The sequence below is a fragment of the Selenomonas sp. oral taxon 126 genome, from assembly GCF_001683335.1.
GTDB lineage: Bacteria > Bacillota > Negativicutes > Selenomonadales > Selenomonadaceae > Centipeda.
In genome coordinates this window covers 2,713,912-2,720,247 of the sequence record NZ_CP016201.1, presented here as the reverse complement: position 1 = coordinate 2,720,247, position 6,336 = coordinate 2,713,912, and the positions used below count along the sequence as shown (strand labels likewise).

General features: G+C 49.7%; 7 protein-coding genes and 3 pseudogenes. 6 read left to right on the top strand and 4 right to left on the bottom strand.

The window, feature by feature from the left end:
- The first annotated feature begins 209 nt into the window (after positions 1-209).
- The 3 genes and pseudogenes from AXF19_RS12455 to AXF19_RS14090 form a co-directional block, all read left to right on the top strand.
- Positions 210-1,079 (top strand): hypothetical protein, encoded by an 870-nt coding sequence (locus AXF19_RS12455; RefSeq protein WP_066849547.1) that lies wholly within the window; start codon positions 210-212, stop codon positions 1,077-1,079.
- A gap of 682 nt (positions 1,080-1,761) precedes the next feature.
- A pseudogene (locus AXF19_RS15655) lies at positions 1,762-1,965 on the top strand (recombinase family protein); the annotation flags it as partial.
- Positions 1,966-2,024: 59 nt separating this feature from the next.
- A pseudogene (locus AXF19_RS14090) lies at positions 2,025-2,234 on the top strand (HNH endonuclease); the annotation flags it as partial.
- A 9-nt stretch (positions 2,235-2,243) separates the two neighbouring features.
- Here AXF19_RS14090 and AXF19_RS12445 read toward each other — a convergent pair.
- Both AXF19_RS12445 and AXF19_RS12440 read right to left on the bottom strand, forming a co-directional pair.
- Positions 2,244-2,525 (bottom strand): type II toxin-antitoxin system YafQ family toxin, encoded by a 282-nt coding sequence (locus tag AXF19_RS12445; protein WP_066849546.1) that lies wholly within the window; start codon positions 2,523-2,525, stop codon positions 2,244-2,246.
- Positions 2,522-2,794 (bottom strand): type II toxin-antitoxin system RelB/DinJ family antitoxin, encoded by a 273-nt coding sequence (locus AXF19_RS12440; RefSeq protein ID WP_066849543.1) that lies wholly within the window; start codon positions 2,792-2,794, stop codon positions 2,522-2,524. Before AXF19_RS12440 ends, AXF19_RS12445 begins: the two co-directional genes overlap by 4 nt.
- Before the next feature lie 186 nt (positions 2,795-2,980).
- Here AXF19_RS12440 and AXF19_RS12435 point away from each other — a divergent pair.
- The 3 genes and pseudogenes from AXF19_RS12435 to AXF19_RS12425 form a co-directional block, all read left to right on the top strand.
- A pseudogene (locus AXF19_RS12435) lies at positions 2,981-3,343 on the top strand (terminase); the annotation flags it as partial.
- 192 nt (positions 3,344-3,535) lie between these two features.
- Positions 3,536-3,862 (top strand): hypothetical protein, encoded by a 327-nt coding sequence (locus AXF19_RS12430; protein ID WP_216634945.1) that lies wholly within the window; start codon positions 3,536-3,538, stop codon positions 3,860-3,862.
- A 29-nt stretch (positions 3,863-3,891) separates the two neighbouring features.
- On the top strand, positions 3,892-4,125 hold the full coding sequence (locus AXF19_RS12425) for a helix-turn-helix domain-containing protein (protein ID WP_066849539.1): 234 nt from the start codon (positions 3,892-3,894) through the stop codon (positions 4,123-4,125).
- Positions 4,126-4,271: 146 nt separating this feature from the next.
- Here the strand turns inward: AXF19_RS12425 and AXF19_RS12420 are convergent, their stop codons facing one another.
- Both AXF19_RS12420 and AXF19_RS12415 read right to left on the bottom strand, forming a co-directional pair.
- The gene (locus tag AXF19_RS12420) at positions 4,272-5,432 is read right to left on the bottom strand and encodes an FprA family A-type flavoprotein (RefSeq protein WP_066849537.1); all 1,161 of its coding nucleotides are present in this window, start codon (positions 5,430-5,432) and stop codon (positions 4,272-4,274) included.
- 348 nt (positions 5,433-5,780) lie between these two features.
- Positions 5,781-6,014, bottom strand: coding sequence for an IS3 family transposase (locus tag AXF19_RS12415; protein WP_237141622.1), 234 nt, complete (start codon positions 6,012-6,014; stop codon positions 5,781-5,783).
- Positions 6,015-6,336: the final 322 nt, after the last annotated feature.

Genomic DNA, 6,336 nt, shown 5'->3' with positions numbered 1-6,336 from the left:
GTTCTTTTCACGAAAGTGCAGACATTATATGGATGATCATAGAGTGTCATGAGCAGAGCGTGACTGCACTTCTTGCAACGAGACTGATCGATCAAGGTTTTCGCTCGCGCGACGAATTATGATCAAACCGATGGGCATAGAGAGGTGCAGCATTCAAAGACTTGTGCGCGGAAAAGGCGTGCGATCAATCGAATGGATGGGGGGAAGAAATGTCATCCTACAAGGAAATTTGGGATCTACGGATTACCTGTGCGGATGAACGGTTGTTTCCTCCTTTAGAGCGTAATTATTCCTGCGCTACGGAGTGTGCCCGCTTCTTTGGTATGCCTGTGCGGCAATTTTATAAAGAACGTGAAAGATACGAAGGAGATGATGAGCCGTACGTGATATGGAAGGGGACCACAGATAGAGAAAGCTCCGAGGACGATGAGCTGTATAACTTGGAAGAGGATGAAGTATGGCTATGGCGCGTCTTGTTGATCTCGGATTCCCACATCGCAGCGATACCGTCGGAGATGTTCGAACAGCAGGATATGCTTCTCATATACCGTACAGCTTCCGAGGGGGAATTTATCGAATCCGTGCAGCCCTTACTGGCGCGGCAAACAGATGAGTTCTATCGACATTTGAATAATCCCGATATTTTTTGCTTCGCAGATGCGGATTGTGCAAAGGACTTTATGCACTGGTTTGGACTGTGGTGGGGCAAAAGCTGTTATGAGGATATGGGGGACTTGGACTATTCGCATGTCAGTAAAACGCTGGCATCGCGTGATGGGAAGATTCAATGTATCTCGCAGGCAGGAAATTTGCCTGTGCTAGATGAGACAATAGAGGGCGTGCTGATCTCTTTTAGTGTGGACGAAGAACGTTCTCTCATCCCAGATGAAATGCTGGATTGGTGGGATGTGTCAGAGCAGGAGGATGCTCTTTTCGATTATATTAGCGAAAAAGTGCAGGAGATTATCCCTTGTTTCCCTGCAGCACGATTTATATGGACAGTGAGAGCGGGTAAGAAGTGTGAGGAGGTCGTGTTTATTGCCAGAGCGTTGATTTCCACATCCGGCATGAAAATTTAGCGAATCATTGATAAAAGAGGTGATATGAATGAGCGTCCTACTGAACCGTAAATGCTGTGCTACTTGTGAACATTGGATGGGCAAGAGAGAATCCGGCAAGTCTGTTCGTTGTGAAAATGACCGAGTTTTGGGTGTGTGCATCAATAAGAAGAGTTCGTTCAAGGGCAAAGAAACCAAGGCGGGGTACCACTGCGCCAATAAATATGAGCAGTGGACTGGATATAAGAAATAGAAGGATTGCCGAATATTTAGATTTCCGTGTCCGGTTTTTGTCGGTAGGGTGTGCAAAATCTCGACCAAGGGGGTGCAAATGCACCCCTTTTCACTATGTCGAGAAGCCGCATAAATCAAGGCTTTTCCGTGCATACTCGCTTAACGATAGGCAGGGGGGTGCAAGGGGGTGCATCGTTAAGAGGGTATAGGGGGTGCATCGTTGGATTGTATCAAAATTAGGGGTAAGACGGAAATCCTCCTGACCATCCTCAGCAGCTTGTCGCAGGAGGAAGCACGATCCATCTCGGAGAACGTCACATGGGGACTCAGGGAAAAGTTTGCCGACGGCAAGTTCTCCGTCGGCTACTCACACTTCCTCGGCTACGATAAGGGCGAGGACGGCAATCTTGCCATCAATGAGGAGCAAGCCAAGATCGTGCGGCTCATCTTCCAGCTTTTCCTTGAAGGTATGACAGCCGGCAGGATCGCAAAGGAACTGACCGCACGGCACATCTTGACGGTCACGGGCAAGGAGAAATGGAACGCCAAGACCATCCGGGGCATCCTCAGCAACGAGAAATACACAGGCTGCGCGAGAATCCAGAAGACCTTCACGCCGGACTTCCTCACCAAGAAAGCCGTCAAGAACTGCGGACAAGTGCCAAGCTACTTTGTGGAACAGAGCCATCCTGCCATCATCGACCCTGCCGTGTTCGAGATGGTACAGCGTGATACGGCAGTGCGTGGCGCAGGATTCGCGACCGTCATTTGGCAGGGCATCCGCTCTGCGAGCAATGCAAAGAGCAGGGTAGATACGTTCTCGCGATACTCGTGCATCACATACGTCCACTCTCGGACGGCGGCACACATGAGGAGAGCAACTTGATGTCGCTCTGCGTGTCATGCCATGAGCGGATTCACCAAAGAAAAAAGCTGTCCTAAATGAACAGCTTATTCATCGAATATATCCGCATGAGTTCCGGTTTCGACAAGAGTTAAGGTCAGAATGTCATTTTCCACGAGGTATACGAGCAGCCAATCCGGTTGAATATGGCACTCGCGAAAGCCCGCCCAATTCCCATGGAGTTCGTGGTCGCGGTGCTTGGCATCGAGTTTGCGCCCTTTCCTTAACTCATCGACAACATCATCCAGCAGTTTGAGGTTCAAGCCGCGTTTCTTGGCACGCTTGTAACTTTTCTTATAAGCGGTGGTGAACTTGATGTGATAGGTCATTCTTCCAATGCTCTCTTCAAGTCGTCCATGTTGTCATAGCTAGGGATGTTCGGATCGCGAGAGACTCTTCTTGCTTCTTCCATCGCGGCTAAGGTGCTCTGCTTATAACGGGGCATTTCGATAGAAAATGGGATACCGCCGCGAAGGACACACTGATGCAGAAACATATTAACGGCACCGGACATATCAAGACCAAGCCCGGAAAACAAAGCGCCGGCCTGTTCTTTTATGTCTCGGTCAATTCTGATTTGAGTAGGGACAGTTGACATAATGAGCACGCTCCTTTCTTTTAGAAAAGTATAGCTTGTTTGATTTACTATGTAAAGCAAAAAGAATACTAATGAATAGGGAGGGGGCGGTCAAATCTCTAAAACCGCGCCAATCCTTGACCGGGGAGGGGGCGTACGCACAAAAACGTCGGTTCAAACGGGGTATTAAGGGAAGGGGGCGAGAAGATGGCGCGTGACGGTACAAATCGTGGTGGTAGGCGAGTCCGAGCGGGAGATAAACCCGAAGCACTGGCAGATAAGATCGCGGGCGGGCGAACAGCGCACATCATGGAGTTCCCAATGACGGAATTGGACGGTACAGATCTTGTGGATGCCGCCGACCTCTATGGAGAAGAGATGCCGACCACGAGTGAGTTCCTGTCTGCGCGACAGCGGAACGGAAAGCCGCTCGGTGCGGATGAGATTTTCCGCGAAATATGGTTGTGGCTCAAGGAGCGCGGCTGTGAGCGTCTCGTAAATCCTCGTCTCATCGAAAGCTATGCGCAGGCATTTGCCCGCTTCATCCAGTGTGAGGAAGCAATGAGTCAATTGCCGCAACCACTTAAACGTTCGTTCCCTTGTGAGAAATTTGTCAACTGTTCTTGACAATATCAAACCGTCATGCGGTATCTAACTGATTAACAACTCAAACTTCGCACATCAAAAACAATCGTCAAGGCTTGAAAACCATAGCTTTGCGGCTGGAAAAACATCCTCGTCATGCACATTTTCGCAGCTTTTGTGACAGTAGCGACGGCAGCTCGGACAGGAAAAGCTCCAGCTGCTCCTGTATCTTCCCCTCATCACACATCGGATGTTCTTGTAGGCGTTTGCGGTGCGAAGGAGTCGGCCGACATGGTAACGGCTGAGAAAAGATTGCATTTTCTCGGAAAGCTGTTTCTCAGACTGGTTGGTTTGTGCTATACTGTTCATGGCATGAGCCTCCATTGGATGTTTTTCTTGGTAGTTAAATTATACCAAATGGATGTCGCTCATGCTATTTTATTGTGTAGAAAGACTGATTTTTCAAGGCTTGCAGCGGATTATTTTTCTGCGAAGTTTGAGTAATACAGACAAACAGGAAGGAAGACAAACTAATGTTCAACAAAGAATTAGACAACTTCTTCTCGACAAAAGAAGGAACATGGGATAAAATGATAGCGTTCAGCCCAAAGGATATTGCTACCATGCTGAACCTCCCACTCTCTACCATTGCACAATACCTTCGCGAAGGTAAAATCAAAACCTACAAGATCGGTCGTCATTACCGTGTTATGCGTAAAGACCTCTACCGCTTCATTGAGAACAATGAGTGCATCAACGTGATTTAGGCACCAATAAGCACCGGATAACCACGAAACCATTGAAATTAAACACATCAAGAAAACCTCGATGCGATATTTTACAGAGGAATAAGCACTTTTTACATAAACAATCCCGAAGGATGATCTCAAGTCCTTCGGGATTTTATATGCTGTTACAGTGCCAGAATCTGCTCACGCAGTCCCGCAAGCTGTTCGGCAGAGGGGACGTAGAGCATGCGCACCTTGTCCATGACAATCTCGCAGCCGCCCGCCTTGAGCTCGTCCTCGATCTGCTGGATGCTCTGCCCTCCCCAGCCGTAGGAGCCGAACGCGAACGCCTTGCGTCCCTTCGGAGAGAGTCCCTTCATATAGCAGAGGAAGCCCGCAATGGTGGGGAGCATCTGGTTGTTGAGCGTCGGCGAGCCGACAGCGAGGTACTTGCTCGTAAGGACATCCGTCATGATGTCGGCGTGCGTGTTCTTCTGAATGTCGTAGTAGCCGACGGAGAAGCCCTTGTCGATGAATGCCTCGGCGATGGTATGCGCCATCTTCTCTGTGGAGTGCCACATGCTGTCGTAGACGACGACAGCGCGATCCTCGGTCTCACCGAGCGACCACTTGTTGTAGAGGTCGATGATCTCGGGGATGTGGGAACGCCAAATGATGCCGTGTCCCGTGGCAATCATCTCAATGTCAAGTTTGTGAACCGCCTTGAGTGCCGTCTGCGCCTGCTTGGCATAGAGGAAGAGAATGTTCGCGTAGTACTTTTTCGCCTCATCGATGACAATCGAGAGATCGTTGTCGTCGTCGTAGCGCTTGCCCGAGGCGTAGTGCTGACCGAATGCGTCATTCGAGAAGAGGATCTTCTCCTCGGGGCAGTACGTCACCATGCTGTCCGGCCAGTGGAGCATCGGGGTCGGAACGAACACGAGCGTGCGCTTGCCGATGGAGAGTGTGTCGCCCGCCTTGACCGTCTCATAGGGAAGCTCCCCATAGTAGGCGCGCAGTCCCTTCAGACCGTTCGGCGCACTCGTGACGACCTTTGCATTCGGTGCGAGCGAAGAGATGAGCGGTACACCGTACGAGTGATCGGGCTCAACGTGATTCGAGATGATGTAGTCGATCTGCGAGGGATCGATGACAGAGGAAATGCGTGAGAGCATCTCTTCCTCAAAGCCATGCTTGACGGTGTCGATCAGCGTGATCTTGTCGTCGATGATGAGATAGGCGTTGTAGGTCGAGCCACGCTGCGTGTCGTAGCCGTGAAAGCTGCGCATGGACCAGTCGATCGCTCCGACCCAGTAGATGTCATCCCGAATTTTGATGGCGTTCATGAATGGCTCCTTTCGACGATAGGATCATTTATATGACTTATAGATTCTTCCTATAAATAAGAACTATATTTATAGAAGTATTCTAGCCTAATTCCAAATCTTTTGCAACAGGAATTTCGGCGTATTTTTCATGGCAGAACGGGCGGAACATGGGGGCGCTATGATAAATGTTGTGGAGACACATTATGTGTCCCGCAGCATTTATTTTTTTGTGCGAAAAGAGGTGCACTAGTCAACAAAAACTGGACACAAAAACCTAAAAATTAGTCATTAGAATTGAGATACTGTACATATTCATCGAAGATGTGATACACAGAACATCCATGACCTCCATTCAAAGGACACGTATCAAGGAGCCGCACCTTCGTGCTTTGGCGCGAACCGCTCCCGATACTGCTTCGGCGTAAGGTATCCAAGGGCATATGCAGGGCGCTCCTCGTTGAAGAAGCGGATGTAGTCGGATACCTGAGCGGGGACATTCTCCGGCGAAGTAATATGGAAATCTGTAAAGAGTTCGGCCTTGATCCAACCATTAATCGCCTCCATCGCGGCATTGTCTGTCGGTGCGCCGGCTCTGGACATTGACCTGACAATGTTGTACATGGGCAGGAGCTCGTTGTAGCTCTTGGATGCGTAAACAGAGCCTTAATCGGTTCGGGTGGATGTTCCACGCTTTTCTTCCAGTTGTAGAAGCTGCTGCGTGGGATTCCGATCTTTGTACAGAGCAGCCGGATGGGGAACTGTCCGGAAAGCTCCATGACTACTTGGTATTCTTCCTGCCGATAGGAATGAACGTCTTTTCCGCACCAACTCCTTCCACCAGATAACCTTTTTTTAAGCGTGCCTCTGTGATCCTTGCCATAACGAGGGCATCGATGAGTTCTTCTTTCGTCATGGACTGGAG

Bases quoted from the DNA above. Each gene is read 5' to 3' on its own strand.
- AXF19_RS12455 (WP_066849547.1), top strand. From the start codon at position 210: ATGTCATCCTACAAGGAAATTTGGGATCTACGGATTACCTGTGCGGAT.
- AXF19_RS12445 (WP_066849546.1), bottom strand. From the start codon at position 2,525: ATGACCTATCACATCAAGTTCACCACCGCTTATAAGAAAAGTTACAAG.
- AXF19_RS12440 (WP_066849543.1), bottom strand. From the start codon at position 2,794: ATGTCAACTGTCCCTACTCAAATCAGAATTGACCGAGACATAAAAGAA.
- AXF19_RS12425 (WP_066849539.1), top strand. From the start codon at position 3,892: ATGTTCAACAAAGAATTAGACAACTTCTTCTCGACAAAAGAAGGAACA.
- AXF19_RS12420 (WP_066849537.1), bottom strand. From the start codon at position 5,432: ATGAACGCCATCAAAATTCGGGATGACATCTACTGGGTCGGAGCGATC.
- AXF19_RS12415 (WP_237141622.1), bottom strand. From the start codon at position 6,014: ATGTCCAGAGCCGGCGCACCGACAGACAATGCCGCGATGGAGGCGATT.